Here is an 18,521-nt window from a genome sequence, read left to right on the forward strand (position 1 = left end):
TTCGCCAAGCCCAATGACTGGCCAAAGCCTGTTTTCGGGCTGGAGCTTGTTTTTCGATTTGCGTTTGTTTTCGTTTGTTCAAATCTCCACCCCAAGCGCCTCGGCCACGGTGAAGATGTCTTTATCCCCGCGTCCGCACAAATTTGCCAAGATAATCGCATCGTCGGGCATGGTTTTCGCCACTTTTGCCACGGCCGCAATCGCGTGGCTGGGCTCCAGCGCAGGGATAATCCCCTCGGTCCGGCACAGAAGTTGGAAGCCTTCCAGCGCCTCGTTGTCCGTGACCGACGTGTATTCCACGCGGCCATTTTCTTTGAGCCATGCGTGCTCTGGTCCGATGCCGGGGTAATCGAGCCCTGCGCTGATCGAGTGGCCTTCGGTGATCTGGCCGTCTTCGTCTTGTAGCAGATAGGTCTTGTTGCCGTGGAGCACGCCGGGTGCACCGCCGGTGAGGCTTGCGGCGTGTTGATCACCGTCGAGGCCGTGCCCCGCCGCTTCCACGCCGAGCATTTTCACTTCGGGATCGTCGAGGAACGGGTGGAACAAGCCCAGCGCGTTCGATCCGCCGCCGATGCAGGCGACCAGCAGATCGGGCAGGCGGCCTGTGCGGTCCATCATCTGGACGCGGGCTTCCTTGCCGATCACACTTTGGAAATCGCGGACCATTTCCGGATAGGGATGCGGGCCGGCGGCGGTGCCAATAATGTAGAACGTGTCATGCACATTCGCGACCCAATCGCGCAGCCCTTCGTTCATCGCATCTTTTAGCGTTGCGCCGCCGCTGGTGACGGGGACGACTTCTGCACCGAGCAGCTTCATCCGGAATACATTGGGCGACTGCCGCTTCACATCCTCTGCGCCCATGTAAATCACGCAAGGCAGTCCGAAGCGTGCGCAGACGGTGGCCGTGGCGACCCCGTGCTGACCCGCGCCGGTTTCCGCGATAATTCGCGTTTTGCCCATGCGAATCGCGAGCAGGATCTGCCCGATGCAATTGTTGATCTTGTGCGCGCCGGTGTGGTTCAGCTCGTCCCGCTTGAACCACACCTGTGCACCGCCCAACGCCTCGGTCAGCCGCTCGGCGAAATAAAGCGGGGAGGGGCGGCCAACGTAATGCTCCAGCAGATCGTCGAACTGCGCCTTGAACGCAGGGTCAGCCTGCGCGGCGCGGTATTCGCGTTCCAGATCGAGCACCAGCGGCATTAGCGTTTCAGCGACATAGCGCCCGCCATAATCGCCAAAATGGCCATTAATGTCAGGCTGCGTGCGGTAAGAATTAGGGGCGTTCATACACACCCGATTGGCAGAGCATAGCGGACCTGTCCAGCGTTCAGACCTTGCACACCATATTTACCCCAGATTAACACAATGTTGCATATTTTCAACAGTTTAGAAAATGTAACATTACGTAATGGCAGTCAGTTGAAATTCAGCTTTGATACCCGAAATGGATTGCCCTGCCGTTCACCCCCCCCCTTTTTTTCGAACGGCTTGAATCGAAAGGAATTTCTTATGCGTAAGATTGCATTTTCAATGGCAGCGATCGCTGCTTCCGCCATCGCCACTCCGGCGCTTGCACAGGATTCGGATAATGTATCCGGCGCGCGCGTCGCAATCATAACCGGCATCGATGCAGTCGATATCGACGGCACCGAAGAAGGTCTGCTTTACGGCATCACCGCCGGCTATGATTTTGATCTAGGCGGCGCAGTCGTTGGCGTGGAGGCAGAGCTTGCCGACTCGACTGTAGACGCATCAGCCAATGGTTTGCTGGTCGCGGGTGATCGGTTGGAAGTGGATGCAGAGCGCGACATCTATGTCGGCGTTCGCGTTGGCGCAGCGCTTGGCGGTGGCGGTCTTGTCTATGCCAAGGCCGGTTACACCAATGCGCGTCTGGGCACTACATATACTGACGGAGCGACTACAATCAATCTGGGTGATAATCTCGACGGTTATCGTCTGGGTTTCGGGGCGGAATTCCCACTTTCGGATTCGGTCTTTGTTCGCGGTGAATATCGCTACAGCGATTACGGAGAACTGGAAGTTGGCGGCACCCCCGTTGGTCTCGACGTATCGCGTCACCAAGGCGTGGTCGGCATTGGCTTCAAATACTAGGTGACCGGAGAATACTAGGCGACCGGAAAATACTAGGCGACTGGAATATTGAAACGGGAAGGGCGGTTCTCAAGGAGCCGCCCTTTTTGTGCCGGTTAGCTTCTTCTAAGCACCCAGTGCGGTTTCGCAAAACTGCGTTATCAAATCGACGTCCTTCACTCCCGGCGCGATTTCAACCCCTGAAGACGTATCGACCAGATCAGCACCCGTTTGCGTAATGGCACCTGCGACATTTGCCGGGGTCAGGCCGCCCGCCAGCCCCCAAGGAATCTGGTGGTCAAAACCGGTCAGAACGCTCCAGTCGAAACTGGTGCCATTCCCGCCGGGCAGGGCGGTTGCCGGGGCATCGAATAAAATCCGGTCGACTTTGCCAAGATAGCGCACCGATTTTTCCAAAGTGGGTAAATCACGCACGCCGAGCGCCTTCCAAACTTCCAGCCCCATTTGCTTGCGCACCAATTCGCACCATTCGGGCGTTTCGCTACCGTGGAACTGGATCACATCTGGCTTTACGGCCTCAATTGCTGCCGCAGTTACATCAATTTCCGCATTCACCAGCAGCAGAACAGTCTTGGCCTTTCCGCGAGCCATAGCGCGCAAACGCGATGCATCCGCCAGACTGACATGGCGTGGGCTGGGGGCAAAATGGACAAGGCCAACATGCGTCGCTCCTGCTGCAAGCGCGGCATCCATAGTTTCGGACGTGGAAAGCCCGCAGATTTTGATGTCGGTCATTGTCTAATCCAGCTGCTTTGCCAGCTTTATGGTGTTGGTAATCGCTTTGCGGCTCTCAAAGCTGGAATGGCTCATCGCGATGACTTTAGCATCTGGGAATGCATCGGCAAAATTCTGCGCAGCCTGAGCATAATACTCGATATTTGCGTCGGCCAGATTGCCAAGCGACGAGGCATCCGAACCTTTGATCAAGCAGCCACCGAATGCGCTAGCGGCGCTGGGGATACCAACCGTGATATTGTCCTGCGTATGCCCTCCGCCGGGATAGTAAATTGCCAGCGGAGCCAAGGCCTGCGCTGCCGTTCCCGTGGCCCAACCGTCATCGCCAAACGCAATCGTGTTGCGCGCAGGGGTGAGGTCCTTTTCCGGTGCAACTTGATTTGACATCGTGTGCGCGTAAGTTGCGATATTGGCACCGTGAAGCGCGTCCATTCCGCCCATTTTGTCGCTATGCGCATGGGTCACTACAGCAGCGCGGATCGGCTTGCCCAGTTGGACATTCGCCCAAAGGATAATCGCCTCGGTCTGGTTATTTGTCCAAGCGGTATCGACCAGCAAAGACCCTGTCCCATCGACCACAATCAGCCCGTTTGACGGGATCGGGCCAAAGCCGGGCAAGTCTAGATAGGTCGTGTGCTGATAGACGCCCGGCGCGATTTGCTGAAAACTTACTGGACCGAACCGCTCGACATGATCTGCAGAAGCTTCCTGCCGGGCGATAGACGGACGAATTTCGCCGTAGGAACAGGAGCTCGTCCCTAGCAGCGCTGCCGCCATTGAAATGGCCGTCAAAACAACAGGTCGTGAGGCCACTGCCTTCATTTCGATTCAAGTTCGAAGATAATTTGGACACTTTGGCTCACAGTAATCTCGCCCTTGGCAAGCGGTGTTGATTCCATCGCTTCTAAGAAACCGAACTGATTACGCGGGGTGCCATAACTGCTTGCACTACCGTCATCAATTACGAGAATGCGCGCGACTTTCATGTCCGCTGCACCAGCATATAGCGTCGCTTTTCGGCGCGCATCTTGAACCGCTAGCACGCGAGCTTCATCTCGCTCTGCAAGGTCGTCAGCCAAGCCGAAATTTGGACCTCTAACCATGTTAGCACCGGCTGCGATCAATGCGTCCAACACAGCGCCATAATCATCAAGACTGCGTTGGCGAATTTGCAAAGCGTTCATGGCGCGGTAGCCGATAATCTTGGGGATCCTGGTGTCGTTTGCACTGAACTGGCGGCCGCGCTCTTCCATTACCGGTTCGACCCCAACATTACTGGTTTGTATGTCGCTCTCAGCAATGCCAAGTTCTTCAAGTGTCTGGAAAACCGACCGCATCTTGACCGAATTTTCGGCAATCGCTTCGCCAGCGGCAACGAAAACCGCGACATCGGGCGCTTTCGAAACTTCGCCCGCGCCGCTTACCGAGATAACGCTGCGGCCGTCCTTGGCAAATTCGAGAACCTCTTGCTGTGCGAAGGCTGCGCTCGGGGAAAGCGAGGCAAGAGCCAGCGCACCCAACGCATGCTTTAGTCTGATCATTTAGCTTCCTTCAAAACCACTAAAGAGAAGGCGCTTCAAAGCGTCGCCTCAATGTCGCGCGCTGCCTGAACAGGGTCTTCTGCGCGGCTGATCGGGCGGCCGATCACCAACACGTTGGCGCCATCGTCACGCGCCTTTCGCGGGGTGACGACGCGCTTTTGATCTCCCACTGCGCTGCCGGCAGGGCGCAGGCCGGGGACAACAAAGAACCCGTCCTTCCATTGTTTATGTGCAGCGCCAACTTCCTGTCCCGAACAGACAATACCATCAATGCCCGAGTCATGCGCCAATTCGGTCAAGCGCATCACATGGTCGTGCGGGGTCCCGCCGATGCCCTGACGCGCCAGATCGCGCTCACCGAGACTAGTCAGCATGGTGACCGCGACGACTTTAGTGTGCTCGCTCGCAGCGGCCTTGGCATCTTCCAGCATGGCGCGGCCGCCGCTCGCATGGACTGTAACAATCGCCGGTTCCAAAACGTGAATCGCCTGCATCGCACTGGCGACCGTGTTGGGTATATCATGCAGCTTCAAATCGAGGAAAATCGGCAGCCCGATCTGTGCGATTTCATGGACCCCGTGGCTACCGTGCGCACAGAAGAATTCGAGCCCCAGCTTTATCCCGCCGATATGGCCCTTGACCTTTTGAGCCATTGCCTTGGCAGCGGCGAGGTTGGGCATATCGAGCGCGAGATAGACGGGGTTGCTCATAATTTAGGCGTGCTTCCTGCGGTGTTTGGTTCAGCATCAAATGGGCTAGAGGGCTCGGCCACTTTGGCGGATGGCGCTGTTGCAGGCGCTGTGTCAGACGCGATTGGCGCGGTGACCGCAGTCGCTTGAACGGCATTTTCCAGCGTCTTTATCCGCCGGGTCAACCGCCATTTGGTTCCGCGATGCAGCAGCCAAGTGGGGATCATCCCAAGCAGAAAAGACAAAACAACCACCGCAGGAATTTTTGTGTTCCACACATATCCGAACCAGATCCGGACTTCGGCATCCTTATCCATATTGCCGAAGGTGAAGCCGACAAACGCCACCAGCAGCAAGACCCATAAAATAGTGCGAACAATCTGCATTGGGTTACTCCGTAAGAAATGCCGTCACATTCTAGGGAATGCTAGGCTCGTTGGCTGGCAATGTGAAGAGCCCCGAAAATTCCTCGCAATCAATTGAATACCCGTTTGAATATCGTGTCGACTTGTTTGAAATGATATTCGAGGTCAAACCGCTCCTCAAGCTGTTGATTGGTCAGCGCGGCGGTGACTTCGGGATCATTCTTGAGCAATTCGAGCAGCGACATTTGCCCATCCGATTCCCACACTTTCATCGCGTTACGCTGGACCAGACGGTAGGCATCTTCACGGCTGACACCGTTCTGGGTCAGCGCCAGCAACACACGCTGCGAATGGACAAGCCCGCCCATCCGGTCGAGGTTCTTCTGCATCCGTTCGGGATAGATCAGCAGCTTGTCGATCACACCCGTCAGACGGCCAAGCGCGAAGTCGAGTGTAATGGTTGCATCAGGGCCGATGAACCGTTCAACCGACGAATGCGATATGTCGCGTTCATGCCAAAGCGCGACATTTTCGAGCGCAGGCATCGCATAGCCGCGGATCATTCGCGCCTGTCCAGTCAAATTCTCGGTCAGGATCGGGTTGCGCTTGTGAGGCATGGCAGATGATCCTTTCTGTCCAGGAGAGAAATACTCCTCTGCCTCCAGGACTTCGGTGCGCTGCAAATGGCGGACCTCGACCGCGACGCGTTCAATTGACCCAGCGATAACCGCCAGCACGGAAAAGAACATCGCGTGCCGGTCGCGGGGAATGACTTGCGTGGATATGGGTTCGATTTCGAGGCCGAGCTTGTCTGCGACATGCGCCTCCACGCTGGGGTCGATATTGGCGAAAGTTCCCACCGCGCCGGAAATGGCGCAGGTCGCAATTTCTGCGCGAGCTGCGAGCAGACGCGCTTTACAGCGGTCAAATTCGGCATAGGCTTGCGCGAGTTTGAGGCCAAAGGTCACAGGTTCTGCATGAATGCCGTGGCTTCGCCCGATTGTAGGCGTATATTTATGCTCTTCGGCGCGGCGCTTGATCGCGGCCAGCAGCAGGTCGAGGTCTTCGAGAAGAATGTCGGAAGCGCGCGCCAATTGAACCGCCAGCGTTGTGTCGAGCACATCAGAGCTGGTCATCCCCTGATGCATAAAGCGCGCTTCGTCGCCCACTTGCTCCGCGACCCAAGTCAAAAACGCGATAACGTCATGCTTGGTCACCGCTTCGATCGCATCGATCGCTGGAACATCAATTACCGGATCGGTCGCCCACCAATCCCACAGAGCCTTGGCCGCGCTCTTTGGGACAACGCCCAGTTCGCCCAGTTTTTCAGTCGCATGGGCCTCAATTTCGAACCAGATCCGGAAGCGGGCCTCCGGCTCCCAGATGGCCGACATTGCAGGGCGGGAATAACGCGGGACCATGGTGAACTCCGAAAAAGTGCGACTATTGACGCTGTTGATCTGTCGGGACGCGGCTAAGGCGATGGGCTGGCTATGGCAAGGGCCAGAGCGGCCTGATGCGGGGCAATCCCCGATAACCATATCTACGCGCTTTATTGGGCTGGCAAATAATAGCTATTCTGATCAAAGTGCGGTTGTAACCGGACCGGCAGCCTGTAGACTGTAATCATTAGATGTTTCGTCACATCGGCGGTTCGTAACGTCGACGGACTGTTTTCAATAAGGGTATTGCATGCATAAATTCGCTGGCATCAGCGCTATCACCATTATGGCTGCGTCCACTCCTGTTTGGGCAGGCGAAGAGGTGCGCTATGAGAAGGCTCCGGGCTGGGTGCAAATTGCACAGGTCGATATTTCAAACGGCGATGACGGCCCCTCTGAAATCCTTTTTGACTGGCAACACCGGCTCGATGGCGGGGTCGTGCAATCCTACCAAGATCGCGCTGTCCGGATCGACAATCTCGCCGCGCTCACATCCGAAGGCACTCTGCAAATGACATGGTCGCCGGATAAGGGCGATCTGTTCATCCACCGACTCGAAATTCTGCGCGGTGATGAGGTACTTGATCTCATTGCTGATGGGGTCGAATTCGAGGTTCTACGCCGCGAACAGGGGCTTGAGCAGCGCCTGCTTGATGGCCAATTGACCGCGACCGTTGCGGTTCCCGGCTTGCAAGAAGGCGATGTCTTGCGCGTCGCCCATAGCACCACCGTGGACGACCAAGCGCTTGGCGATGAAATGCAAGCGTTTCAATACCTCCCGCCCGAACCATTCAGAGTGGCCAAAGGGCGTGCAATTGTCAGTTGGCCAGAAGGCGCTGATACCCGATTTGCCGCTGGTCCCAACGTGATTTTGCCAGTGCCTGAAACGAGGGGCGGCTATAATTTTCTGACCATCGACCTGCCGATTGCAAAGCGTGAAGACATGCCGTCTGACGCTCCGTCGCGATTCAGGGCTCCGCCAATATTGCGAGTTGGCAGTTTTGCCAGTTGGCAAGAATTATCACGGGTGATGGAACCGCATTTTACTGCCGCGGCGCAGCTTTCTAAAGACAGCATGGTTGCCAATGAAGCGGCCTTTATTATGGGGGAGGCCTCCGATCCGCTTAGGCGAACAGAGCTTGCTGTGCGGCTGGTGCAGGACCAAGTAAGCTATCTGCTAAACGGTTTGGATGGTGGCAATTATCTGCCGCAGAATGCTGAAGAAACATGGGAAAAGCGATATGGCGATTGCAAAGCCAAATCGGTCCTGCTGCATGCATTGCTACAGCAGATGGGCATTGATTCAAATGTAGTGTTGGTGACGACTCAGGGGGGCGATGCCTTACCCGGTTTGCTGCCCATTCCCGGCAATTTCGATCACATGATTGTTCGCGCAACGGTAGATGGCGTCGATTATTGGCTCGACGGTACGAGCACCGCTACCCGCATGGCTAATATGGCGGAAGTTCCCGCGTTCCATTATGCGTTGCCGTTGACATCTGCCGGGGCTGATTTGACCCCGATGACGGACCGCGAACAGCCTTATCCCGATACCAATGTGGAGGTCGTATTTGACCATTCCGCTGGTATTGATTTACCCGTTTTATTTGAAATAAAGATTGAAATTTCCGGTGCGCAAGGCGCTGGCGTGCAAGCTATTGTCGATGAAGATGACCCAGAATTTCGAAAGCAAATGACGCGCAATTTCGGAGGCGGGATGACCAATGCCGGTCAAGTCACAACCATCGATCTCAAATATGATGATGAAACCGCGATTGGCACTGTACTGGTAAAAGGCGTTGCCGATTCAGAATTCTCATATGACGAAGGCAAATTCAGCACTTCACTCGCCAATGTGGGCGAAGGAGTGAGCTTTTCCCCGAATCGCGTTCGGCCAAATTGGCGTGAAATTCCCGTGGCGACCAACGGGCCTAGTAGAACGCATATGTCGATGGAGATAAAGCTTCCCGGCAAGGGCGAGGGCTTTACCTTCCGCGGCATCGAAGATTTGGACAGCAGCTATGCCAACACCCGTCTGGTGCGTAAGGTTTCAAAGAGCGGCGCGATCATCAGGATTGAAGAACAAGAAATCAGCCGGCTCGGTGAAATCGCAGTGGCCGATTTGGCCGCTTCGCGTCAGGCCGCGCTCCGGATATCTAAAGCCGATCTTGAACTTGATGCGCCAGCCAATTCTGTGTGGCGCTGGGAACGCAGCAAATCGGAGTTGGCCAAACTGACGGCCGATGCGTTGGCTGCCTATAATTACGCTGTTGAACAAGCTGACGACGATGATTTTGGCCCGTTAAAGGCGCGTGCGCGATTTAATTGGTTGGTCTATGATTTCGAAAACGCGATCGAGGATTACAGCGCGGTGATTGCAGAGGAGCCAACTGCCAGCCTGTTCCTTGATCGCGCCAGCTTGAATGAATCGCTTGGCCGATTGGGCGATGCAATTGCGGACATTCAACATGCCTATGACCTCTCGCCGCAGAACAGTACTGCTTATTACCAAGCGCAGTTGATGGCTCGGGCTGGCGACACTGATGGTGCGCTGGCACTCCTCGACCTGCTGCCTGTTTCAGAAGATGAAATCGACGGAATGGTTGACGCACGCTCGATAGTCCTCGGCTTGGCAGGAAGCATTGATAGCGGATTGGAATTGCTGGCAGAACGGCTTGGCGATCGGACCGATAACTCGACTTTGCTCAATGCTGATTGCTGGTACCGGGCCATTCACAAGGTCGCACTCGATGATGCAGTCAGCCTGTGTAATCGCGCAGTAGAGCGCGCACGCAGTCCCGCGCCAGTCCTGGATAGCAGAGCCATGGTCCATTATCGTCGCGGCGATATGGTCAGTGCCTTGGTAGATCTGGATGCTGCGCTAAAGCTAAGCCCTGCGATGTCGGCCTCGCGCTATCTGCGCGGGATCATCCTGCTTGATCAAGGCAAATCGGAAGGTCGCCGTCAGGTTGAAATGGCATTGCGGCAGTCACCCGAACTGGCTGAGTATTATGCTCTTTATGGGATCAAGCCTAAATCCTGAAGTCGGACTTGGGCTAAATCAGACCCTTCGCTCTTAGCGAGACGTGCCCATCGCGGCCGACGATCACATGGTCATGGACTGTAATGCCAAGAAGGCGGCCAGCTTCAGCAATCCTGTTGGTGATCTGGATGTCGGCGCGGCTAGGTTCAGGATTTCCGCTGGGGTGATTGTGCACGAGTATCAGCGCAGTCGCGCCGATGTCCAGCCCTTGGCGAATAACTTCGCGCGGGTGAATGGCGGCCTCGTCGATTGATCCGTCCCCAACATGATGGTCCAGAACCAAGCGATTTTGCGCGTTAAGATACAGCACACGCACGCGCTCGACCGTCAGATGTGCCATGTCGATTGTCAGATAATCGAGCAGGGCCTGCCAACTTCCCAGCACCGGCTTTTGAGAGACCTCGCTACGCGCCATGCGCCGTGCCGCGAGAGCAACGCTTTTAAGCGCGGCTGCGCTTGTTTCACCAACGCCGGGCACGCGCTGCAATGCGCCTGCATCGGCATTGAGTACCCCGGCGAGCGATCCGAAGCGGTCGATGAGCGCCTTGGCGGCAGGCTTGGTGTCGCCCTGTTTGATTGCGGCAAATAGTAAATATTCGAGCACTTCATAATCGGCGAGCGCCTCTGCGCCGCCGCACAGCAGCCTTTCGCGGAGCCGGGAGCGGTGACCAGCGCCGCCATGTTTCCGTTTGTTTTCGTCCGCTTGCGGCAATTTGGGTCCTGTCCTGGATGCAAGTCTTCATTGCCTTTCTGGCGGCTTACGCGCAAGTGACTTTGGATGGCGTCGCTCCATGACCAGATAGCGGAAGAAGACGCAGGCTCCCAGCCGCGCAGTTGGCCCATGGCGCTGCGCCGTGCGGGTCTGCTGTTGCTTGTCCTGCTTCTGGGCGCGGTCATTGTCGGATGGATCCAGCGCGAACAAATCGCGCGCGATCTGATTGGCGAACAGCTTCAATCGCTCGATCTGCCGGTAACTTATGAAGTGTCAGAAATTTCGCCTGAGAGGCAAGTGCTGGAAAATATCGTCGTCGGCGATCCAGATCACCCTGATCTGACAATTGAACGCATCGAAGTGGCGTTGGTTTACGGCTTCGGCATTCCCGAAATCGGCCGCCTTACGGTGGTTAAGCCACGGCTGTTTGGGTCCTATAAAGACGGTCAGTTGAGCTTCGGCAGTTTGGACAAGGTGCTGTTTGACGATTCCACCGAAGAGGCTGGTTTCCCCGCGCTCGACATTGAAATGGTCGACGGGCGCGGATTGATAGAGAGCGATTTCGGGCCTGTCGGTTTGAAGTTGGACGGGCAGGGGCGGCTTGATGGCGGATTTGCCGGAAAAATCGCCGCAATCGCGCCGCGACTCGATTTACCCGAGTGCAAGATTGGCCGCACCACACTCTACGGCGATCTTACGCTGGAGACTGAGAAGATAATTTGGTCGGGACCGATCCGTTCTGCCAATGTCGAGTGCCCACAATATGCAGGCCGAGTGAACAAACTGGATGCTCAGGCGCGAGTGACGCTTGCTAATGATTTTTCGAAGGTGGAGTCCAGCACCAATCTAAAGGCGTCAGGCCTTAATCTCTATGGCATCGTGGCGAGTGGTTTGAGTGGGGACGTAAATTTTGCTGTCGCGGATAGCCGTATCATGTCCACATTTGATCTTGGCGCAAGTTCCATTGCCTCGGATCAGTTTACGGCCAATGCGTTTGCGCTGGACGGGTCGCTGCGCAGCGGCACCGATCTTGCCGATTTGGAGCTTCGTGGCAGCGCTTCGGGCGAAGGCATGACACCGGGCGCTGATATAGACAGTCAGTTGGCATCGCTCGAATCAGCATCTCGGGATACCCTTGCAGCACCATTGCTGGCCAAATTGCGCAAAGCAGTTGCGGACGAGGTCAGGTCGACCGATTTTGCCGCGGATTTCACAGTTCGCCAATCCGGTGCCTTGCTATCATTGGTCGTGCCGCAAGGAACACTAAAGGGTGCGAATGGGACGAACTTGCTGAATCTATCGCAGCTTCAATATTCGCAGCGGGCTAACGCGGCTCCCAGACTATCGGGCAATTTCCGGGTTGGCGGGAGCAATCTTCCAAAAATAGTTGGCAGGATGGAGCGTGAAGGAGGTGGGAAATCCTTGTTCCGTCTGAAAATGGAAGAATATGCAGCCGCAGACAGCCGGATTGCCATTCCCGAAATGCTGCTTACCCAAAACCGGGAGGGTGCGATCAACTTTGCCGGACAGGTTACGGCCACCGGCTCGCTACCGGGTGGCTATACTCGCGGTTTGCGGCTCCCTTTAAACGGTGAATGGAGCCGATCTGCGGGACTGTCGGTTTGGCGCAATTGCACCAATATCGGATTCGATGGCCTCGCCTTTGCCAATCTTGAATTGAACAGCCGCAATGTCACCATCTGTCCAGCGCGCGGTTCGGCGATTGTCAGGCAATCCGGAGCGGGTTTGCAGATAGCCGCCGGAATTGCGCAACTTGATCTGGCGGGCACGCTCGCAGGTACCCCTATCGCAATCAAGAGCGGTCCGGTCGGCGTTGCATATCCTGGAATCGCCACAGCCAGACAGCTTGAAATTGCGCTCGGCCCGCAAGCCGATGCCAGCAGCTTTGTCATTTCCGATGTGCTCGCGAAATTTGGTGATGGCGGCGGCGATGGCGGTGCAGGGGATATCGCGGGCGAATTTAGCGGCGCCGACATATCACTCGCGGCGATTCCGCTGGATTTGAAAGAAACGACTGGCGTGTGGACATACGCAGGCGGTATTTTTCAAATTGATGATGCTGCTTTCCGGCTGGTCGATAGGCAGACTGAAGTGAGGTTCGAACCCTTGGAGGCCAATGGAGCGTCGCTGACACTCGACGACAATGTCGTGACCGCAGATGCGACATTGCGCGTGCCAGGCCTGGGCCGCGAAGTCAGCGATGTTGCAATCTTGCACAATTTATCGACCGGAACAGGTTTTGCCGACCTCAGAGTTGATGGCTTGCGGTTTGACGATCAGTTGTTGCTAGACCAGCTAACTCCGCTTGCGCTGGGTGTCGTAGCCAATGTTGAGGGTGTTGTGACAGGGACCGGGCGGATCGACTGGAATTCTGAAAGTGTTAGCAGCTCCGGTGCATTTTCTTCGGAATCTTTGGATTTTGCTGCGGCATTCGGGCCGGTAAAAGGCGCGTCGGGAACGGTAGAATTTACCGATCTTATCAGCCTGACAACCGTGCCCAATCAATCTGTTCGGGTTGCGTCGATAAATCCCGGCATCGAGGTAAATGACGGCGTGATCGGGTTCAACCTTCGTGAAGGTGTTCTGCTCGATGTCGTGGGCGGCGAATGGCCATTCATGGGCGGCACTTTGCGCCTCAGGCCGGTCAATTTGAATTTCGGTGTTTCGGAAAGCCGCAGCTACATTCTTGAAGTGACCGGCCTCGATTCGGCTCTGTTTGTAGAAAGTCTGGAAATCGGCAATCTTGCCGCGACGGGGATATTTGATGGTGAATTGCCGATCATCTTTTCGGAAAACGGGGATGGGCGAATTGAGGGCGGCGTGTTGCAATCTCGCGCTCCCGGAGGAAATGTCTCCTATGTGGGCGAGCTGACGTATGAAGACCTCTCGGCAATTGCCAATTACACCTTCGCTACATTGCGTAGCCTCGATTATCTGTCGATGAGCATGCAGATGGACGGTGCCCTTACTGGCGATATCATAACCAGAGTGCGGTTTGATGGGGTGAAGCAAGGTGAAGGGACCAAGCAGAACTTTATCACGCGTCAAATTGCTGATCTGCCGATCAGGCTCAACGTTAATATACGTGCTCCATTCTACCGGCTAATATCGACGATGAAGTCCATCTATGACCCGTCGACTGTTAAAGATCCGCGGAGTTTGGGGCTATTGGTGGATGACGGAACGCGGTTTGTACCGTCAGGCATTGATCCAAAAATTCCGATTACAAATCCGCAGCAGGAACTGCCGGAAATCCTAAAACCGGAGGGTCCGGCGATAAAGCCCGATGAACTCTCCATTCAGACTTCAGACAGCGAGGAAGTGCCATGACTTCACCCGAATTGACCTCCCGTTACTTGGTTGCAACAATTCCCGACATGCGAGGGAATGCAGTGAAAAGCAGAAATCCAGGGCATGGGGGGCGTTGCCGATCGGCAGCGATATTGCTGGCGGGTTCGCTGGCTTTGGCAGGGTGCATCAACGTGAATGCACCGTCGGAGCCGATAGTAATCGAACTCAACATCAATATCAGGCAGGAAGTGATTTACCGCCTTGCAGAAGACGCGGGCAACACAATTGAAGAAAACGCGGATATCTTCTGATTTCAGAAGCTTCGCCTAAGGAGCCCGAAATGGCACAGACAATTTTGAAGAAAACCATATTGGCAATCGCCGCTGCAGCCATGGCGGTTAGCGGTATGGTCGGTGTCGCTTATGCCCAACGTGATCCAGCCTACGCTGCGGCCCGTTCAGCCGGTCAGGTCGGCGAAAAAATGGACGGCTACCTTGGCATTGTTGGCGCAGAAACGCCTGCGCTGAAGCGATTGGTAGATAATATCAATATCCAACGGCGCGCGGTTTATGCAGAGCGGGCTGCCGCTGAAAAGGCGACAGTCGAGGAATATGCAATGACCTCGGGTTGCCTCGCGATATCGCGCACCGTACCGGGTGAAAAATATCAGGCACCAGATGGTAGCTGGCAAACTCGCACAAGTGCGCCACCAATGCGCGACAGTCGCTGTCCGTAATTCTCGGATTGGCTTAAAGTGTGCTGATCCGGCTTAGGCCGCCGTCCATAGCCTGGTCCAAAGTCTTGCCCCGTAATGTGCTTAAAAATGTTGCAATGCGGCGCAGGGCCGGTTGACTTGCCAATACCCCCCGCCTAAGGGGTGCTCGCCCTCGGCGGGCAGCTCATTTGCCCGTGCCGCGTAGCCTCAATTAAGGAACCCCTTTATGGAGGATAACGGCATGAGCGACGAGAAGCCCGCACGGGAACCTATCGCCGAGGATGCGCGCATTGATGCGCTCGAAGCGCGGCTTAAAGCTGCACGAGAGCGTGAAAGTGAGCGTAACCGGTCGCAAGTGAAGGCTACTGATGCGAACTATCGCAGCGGAAACCGGGTTCTTGCTGATTTGCTTGGCGGGATTCTCGGTGGTTTGGTGATTGGCGGAACGATTGATTATTTCGCCGGTTCATCGCCTTGGGGTCTGTTGGTGATGTTGTTCCTCGGGATAGCCGTCGCTTTCAGAAACATTTTCAAGATGGCGAGTACGCAATCTGGTGATCCGCCGCAGGGCGAATAGACCGGTTTTGTAAATCTCAATTGTCATAGGGACGATTTCAACGTGGCAGCCGAAGAAGGCAAAGTCGATCCGATGCACCAATTCCACATCGAACCCCTGTTGGGTTCGGATACGTGGGAATTGGCCGGATTCAATATCGCCTTTACCAACAGTGCGATGTGGATGGCGATTACGACCATTCTGCTGACGATTTTTGTCGCAGGCGGAATGAAGCGAGAGCTTGTTCCTGGTCGTTGGCAGATGACGGTGGAATATTTCACCGGCTTTATCGACGATATGCTGGAGGCAAATATTGGCAAGGAAGGGCGCAAATATGTGCCCTATATCTTCAGCCTGTTTATGTTCATCCTGTTCGCCAATATCCTCGGCCTAATGCCGATTGGTTTGATCGGGCTTCACCCGTTTACTTTCACGAGCCACTTCACGGTGACCGGCGTTCTTGCGATTATCAGCTTTGCGATCGTTTTGGTTGTCGGTTTCTGGAAGCACGGCATCAAGTTCTTCAGCCTGTTTGTCCCGCACGGCACCCCGTTGCCGATGATCCCGATCATCTTCCCGATCGAGTTGATCTCCTTCCTCGTGCGTCCGTTCAGCCTCGCGCTGCGGTTGTTTGTTGCGATGATGGCCGGGCACGTTTTGCTGAAAGTTCTGTCATCCTTCGTGATTGACGGAAGTAATGCCGGCCCGGAATTCGCCGCGCTTGTCGGTATCCCAAGTTTCATCCTGATGATTGGTATCAGCGCACTGGAAATTCTGGTTGCTGGTATTCAGGCATATGTTTTCGCCCTGCTAACCTCGTTGTATATCAACGACGCAGAGCATCTTCACTAAGTTATCTAGACAACCACTTAGAATTACACGAAAAAGGAATATTACAATGGACGCAGAAGCTGCAAAACTGATCGGTGCCGGTCTCGCTGCAATCGGTGCCGGCATGGCCGCCATCGGTGTGGGTAATGTATTTGGTTCTTTCCTTGAAAGCGCTCTGCGCAATCCAGGCGCTGCAGATGGCCAGCAGGGCCGTCTGTTCATCGGCTTCGCGGCTGCCGAACTTCTCGGCCTGCTGTCGTTCGTCGTTGCGATGATCCTGATCTTCGTCGCTTAAGGCGCTTGATTTTCGGTGTGACCCGGTTTTTGCCGGGTCACCCAAATTTTGCCCATACTTTGATCGCTTGAACGCACTCTCTTGCTTGAACCCCGGGACCTGATCCTATGCCTCAGATAGCTCAAATCTTGGAAACTTGGTCCAGCCAGATATTCTGGTTGCTGGTGACCTTTGGGTTTGTCTTCTTCGTTGTTGGCCGCGGAATGGTTCCGCGCGTCATGGAAACGGTCTCGCAACGCGATGACCAGATCGCTGGCGACCTCGCTGCAGCACAAGCAGCACGCGACAAAGCCGACGAGGAAGAGGAAGCATGGCGCAAGCGCGAGAATGAAAATCGTGCATCTGCTCAAGCTTTGGTCGGTCAGGCGAAGGCCGAAGGCGCCGCGAAAAGCGAGAAAAAGCTGGCTGCAGCACAGAAGCGTATTGATGCAAAGCTGATGACGGCTGAAGCAGAAATTGCCGAAGCCCGTACGTCGGCCTTGACCGAAGTCGAAGCGGTTGCTGCCGAAGCTGCACAGGACATCGTCGGCCGTTTGGCTGGCGTGAAAGTAACTGCGGCAAGTGCGAAGACAGCGGTGAAGAAGGCTATGGCCAATGTATAATTCGTTGCTGATCCTAGCCTCAGGAGCCGAAGGCGAAGCGCCAGCTGGCCCAACACTGTTCGGTCTCGACCCGACATTTTATGTCTCGTTGGCGATGACGGTGCTGGTGCTGGTAATGTTGTGGAAGAAAGTCCCCGGCATGATTGTTGGTGGTCTGGATAACAAGATCGCCGCTATCCGACTGCAGTTGGACGAAGCGAAAGCCTTACGTGCCGAAGCAGAGGCGCTTCGCAATGAATATTCCGCCAAAATCGCAGGCGCAGAAAAAGATGCAGAATCGATGATGGAGAACGCCCGCAAGGAAGCCGATGGCATTCTCGAGAAGGCTGAAGAAGACAGCAAAGCCATGATCGCCCGCCGCAAGAAAATGGCGGAAGACAAGATCGCAGCCGCTGAACGCGACGCTGTGGACGATGTCCGCAACCGTGCTGCAATGGCGGCGACCGCCGCTGCGGAAGAATTGATTGCGAAGAAGCATACCAATGCCGCTGATGCGATGCTTGCTGATGAGATTATTGCTGGCATGTAAGCAGCAGGCTTGTACAGAATTTCAAAAAGGCGGTCCTTGAGGCCGCCTTTTTTTTGGTCAGCTTTCCGGTTTGAAAACCAGTTTGCCTACGAGTTCCCGCCCAGCCATTGCCTCAAAACCTTCGCGCCATTGTGACAGCGGCAATATCCGGTCGATTGCGGGCACAATCAGACCCTCATCGGCAAGACGCGAGACTTCATCGGCAATCCGCTTGCCGCGATCCGGGAAACGGCGAGCATATTCGCCCGCTCGGATGCCGACGACTGAAAAACCCTTTATCAGGGGAATGTTGGTGGCAATCTCGGCAATGCGGCCACCGGCAAAACCTACCACCAACAATTTGCCGCCAAATGTTACGCAGCGGGAGCTTTCATCGAAGATATCGCCCCCTACTGGGTCGCAGACAAGATCGCATAATGTGCCGCCGGTGATATCGGCGACTTGTTCGCGGAACCTGCCTTGGGAATGGATGACGGCATCGGGCGCATAAAGCCCGGCGATCCGCTCAAGTTTTCCCGGCGAACCGGAGGCTGCGATGACTCTCGCGCCCAAGGCCTTTGCCAGATCAACCGCTGCCAAGGCGACTCCGCCGCTTGCCCCATGCACCAAGACCCATTGGCCAGCTTCCATCCCGCCTTGTTCGATCAATGCCGTATATGCGGTCGTATAGGCGGCACCGAGCGCAGCGGCTTGGGAGAAGCTTAAAGCATCAGGTGCTCGTTTCAAATTGCGGGCCGGAACGGATGCAAATCCAGCCATACTGCCGGTTTTGGCTCCGCCCATGACGCGTTCACCGATTGCAAAGCCGCTATCTTCATCAGCCTCGACGACTTCACCTGCCAGTTCCATTCCGGCGATAAAGGGTGGTTGCGGTTTGAATTGATAATCGCCCCGGGTCATCAGCAAATCGGGAAAGTTGAGCGATGCAGCACGAACCCTGACCAACACCTCTCCGGTCTTGCGCACAGGCATCGGCGCAACAATCAGTTCGCAACCTGACAGATCAGGGCTGAGCGATGTGACTTGTAAGGCCTGCATA

Annotated in this window: 19 protein-coding genes; 10 read left to right on the top strand and 9 right to left on the bottom strand. The window is 55.6% G+C overall.

Going from position 1 to position 18,521, the window contains the following annotated elements; all coding sequences use genetic code 11:
• Window positions 1-78: 78 nt before the first annotated feature.
• Complete coding sequence (gene trpB, locus GRI36_RS07540; protein WP_160597902.1) at window positions 79-1,290, bottom strand: tryptophan synthase subunit beta; 1,212 nt, start codon at window positions 1,288-1,290, stop codon at window positions 79-81.
• 222 nt (window positions 1,291-1,512) lie between these two features.
• On the opposite strand from trpB, the gene GRI36_RS07545 reads away from it, so the two are divergent.
• Window positions 1,513-2,115 (top strand): outer membrane protein, encoded by a 603-nt coding sequence (locus GRI36_RS07545; RefSeq protein WP_160597903.1) that lies wholly within the window; start codon window positions 1,513-1,515, stop codon window positions 2,113-2,115.
• Window positions 2,116-2,220: 105 nt separating this feature from the next.
• On the opposite strand, the gene GRI36_RS07550 is transcribed toward GRI36_RS07545, so the two are convergent.
• The 6 genes from GRI36_RS07550 to purB form a co-directional block, all read right to left on the bottom strand.
• Window positions 2,221-2,850: a phosphoribosylanthranilate isomerase gene (locus GRI36_RS07550; protein ID WP_160597904.1), complete on the bottom strand. Its 630-nt coding sequence runs from the start codon at window positions 2,848-2,850 to the stop codon at window positions 2,221-2,223.
• Between the two features lie 3 nt (window positions 2,851-2,853).
• Window positions 2,854-3,672 carry a subclass B1 metallo-beta-lactamase gene (bla, locus tag GRI36_RS07555; protein ID WP_160597905.1) on the bottom strand — a complete coding sequence of 273 codons (819 nt, stop codon included), beginning with the start codon at window positions 3,670-3,672 and terminating at the stop codon, window positions 2,854-2,856.
• Window positions 3,669-4,391 carry an SIMPL domain-containing protein gene (locus tag GRI36_RS07560; protein ID WP_160597906.1) on the bottom strand — a complete coding sequence of 241 codons (723 nt, stop codon included), beginning with the start codon at window positions 4,389-4,391 and terminating at the stop codon, window positions 3,669-3,671. The genes bla and GRI36_RS07560 overlap by 4 nt, the downstream gene beginning before the upstream one ends.
• A 35-nt stretch (window positions 4,392-4,426) precedes the next feature.
• Window positions 4,427-5,101 (bottom strand): orotidine-5'-phosphate decarboxylase, encoded by a 675-nt coding sequence (pyrF, locus tag GRI36_RS07565; RefSeq protein WP_160597907.1) that lies wholly within the window; start codon window positions 5,099-5,101, stop codon window positions 4,427-4,429.
• Window positions 5,098-5,466: a LapA family protein gene (locus tag GRI36_RS07570; RefSeq protein WP_160597908.1), complete on the bottom strand. Its 369-nt coding sequence runs from the start codon at window positions 5,464-5,466 to the stop codon at window positions 5,098-5,100. The genes pyrF and GRI36_RS07570 overlap by 4 nt, the downstream gene beginning before the upstream one ends.
• A gap of 89 nt (window positions 5,467-5,555) precedes the next feature.
• Window positions 5,556-6,866, bottom strand: coding sequence for an adenylosuccinate lyase (gene purB, locus GRI36_RS07575; protein ID WP_160597909.1), 1,311 nt, complete (start codon window positions 6,864-6,866; stop codon window positions 5,556-5,558).
• 271 nt (window positions 6,867-7,137) lie between these two features.
• Here purB and GRI36_RS07580 point away from each other — a divergent pair, with 271 nt between their 5' ends.
• Entirely contained in the window at window positions 7,138-9,930 is a 2,793-nt protein-coding gene (locus GRI36_RS07580) for a DUF3857 domain-containing protein (protein ID WP_160597910.1), read from the top strand.
• A 13-nt stretch (window positions 9,931-9,943) separates the two neighbouring features.
• Here GRI36_RS07580 and radC read toward each other — a convergent pair whose 3' ends face one another.
• The gene (radC, locus tag GRI36_RS07585; RefSeq protein WP_160597911.1) at window positions 9,944-10,642 is read right to left on the bottom strand and encodes a RadC family protein; all 699 of its coding nucleotides are present in this window, start codon (window positions 10,640-10,642) and stop codon (window positions 9,944-9,946) included.
• A 66-nt stretch (window positions 10,643-10,708) separates the two neighbouring features.
• Between radC and GRI36_RS07590 the strand changes: the two genes are divergently transcribed.
• From GRI36_RS07590 to GRI36_RS07625, 8 genes are all read left to right on the top strand, one after another.
• The gene (locus tag GRI36_RS07590; protein ID WP_160597912.1) at window positions 10,709-13,993 is read left to right on the top strand and encodes an intermembrane phospholipid transport protein YdbH family protein; all 3,285 of its coding nucleotides are present in this window, start codon (window positions 10,709-10,711) and stop codon (window positions 13,991-13,993) included.
• A complete protein-coding gene (locus GRI36_RS07595) occupies window positions 13,990-14,265 on the top strand; it encodes a YnbE family lipoprotein (protein ID WP_235902194.1) in 276 nt (91 codons plus the stop codon). The genes GRI36_RS07590 and GRI36_RS07595 overlap by 4 nt, the downstream gene beginning before the upstream one ends.
• 29 nt (window positions 14,266-14,294) lie before the next feature.
• Window positions 14,295-14,690 carry a YdbL family protein gene (locus GRI36_RS07600; protein ID WP_160597913.1) on the top strand — a complete coding sequence of 132 codons (396 nt, stop codon included), beginning with the start codon at window positions 14,295-14,297 and terminating at the stop codon, window positions 14,688-14,690.
• 220 nt (window positions 14,691-14,910) lie between these two features.
• Window positions 14,911-15,246, top strand: coding sequence for an AtpZ/AtpI family protein (locus GRI36_RS07605; RefSeq protein WP_160597914.1), 336 nt, complete (start codon window positions 14,911-14,913; stop codon window positions 15,244-15,246).
• Between the two features lie 72 nt (window positions 15,247-15,318).
• Window positions 15,319-16,077 (top strand): F0F1 ATP synthase subunit A, encoded by a 759-nt coding sequence (locus GRI36_RS07610; protein WP_160599124.1) that lies wholly within the window; start codon window positions 15,319-15,321, stop codon window positions 16,075-16,077.
• A gap of 46 nt (window positions 16,078-16,123) precedes the next feature.
• A complete protein-coding gene (locus GRI36_RS07615) occupies window positions 16,124-16,351 on the top strand; it encodes a F0F1 ATP synthase subunit C (protein WP_160597915.1) in 228 nt (75 codons plus the stop codon).
• Between the two features lie 107 nt (window positions 16,352-16,458).
• Window positions 16,459-16,953, top strand: a complete 495-nt coding sequence (locus GRI36_RS07620; protein WP_160597916.1) for a F0F1 ATP synthase subunit B family protein — start codon at window positions 16,459-16,461, stop codon at window positions 16,951-16,953.
• The gene (locus GRI36_RS07625; protein ID WP_160597917.1) at window positions 16,946-17,482 is read left to right on the top strand and encodes a F0F1 ATP synthase subunit B family protein; all 537 of its coding nucleotides are present in this window, start codon (window positions 16,946-16,948) and stop codon (window positions 17,480-17,482) included. Before GRI36_RS07620 ends, GRI36_RS07625 begins: the two co-directional genes overlap by 8 nt.
• A gap of 57 nt (window positions 17,483-17,539) precedes the next feature.
• On the opposite strand, the gene GRI36_RS07630 is transcribed toward GRI36_RS07625, so the two are convergent.
• The gene (locus GRI36_RS07630) at window positions 17,540-18,520 is read right to left on the bottom strand and encodes an NADPH:quinone oxidoreductase family protein (protein WP_160597918.1); all 981 of its coding nucleotides are present in this window, start codon (window positions 18,518-18,520) and stop codon (window positions 17,540-17,542) included.
• Between the last annotated feature and the right edge of the window lies 1 nt (window position 18,521).

The sequence above is a fragment of the Pontixanthobacter gangjinensis genome, assembly GCF_009827545.1.
In the GTDB taxonomy this organism is placed as follows: domain Bacteria; phylum Pseudomonadota; class Alphaproteobacteria; order Sphingomonadales; family Sphingomonadaceae; genus Pontixanthobacter; species Pontixanthobacter gangjinensis.